Origin of the sequence: Jeotgalibacillus sp. ET6 (assembly GCF_029667115.1) — a bacterium.
GTDB lineage: Bacteria > Bacillota > Bacilli > Bacillales > Jeotgalibacillaceae > Jeotgalibacillus.
This window is the reverse complement of sequence record NZ_JARUIU010000280.1, coordinates 1-239: the sequence shown is the minus strand read 5'-3', so window position 1 is coordinate 239 and position 239 is coordinate 1. Positions and strand designations below refer to the sequence as shown.

Genomic DNA, 239 nt, shown 5'->3' with positions numbered 1-239 from the left:
GCCATGGTGAGCTTGCGCCAGTCTTAAACCCTAAGCGCACCTGTCCCCAGGTTTTGTGCGTTAATATTTCCGTCTGCACAAAGCAAACGCATAACAAGCTGCACAGCGCCCATCACAAGACATAAAATTGCTACGTTTTATCCCGTTTTATTGGCTACGTTTTTCGCAATATTCAGCGCGAAGGCAGTTTTACCAAAAGATGGACCCGCTGCTAAGATAATAAAATAAATTCGCAGAAA

1 pseudogene is annotated in these 239 nt (G+C 44.4%); it reads right to left on the bottom strand.

Features of this window, described 5'->3' with window-relative positions:
• Positions 1–26 precede the first annotated feature (26 nt).
• Positions 27–239: pseudogene (locus P6709_RS20305) on the bottom strand (DnaB-like helicase C-terminal domain-containing protein); the annotation flags it as partial.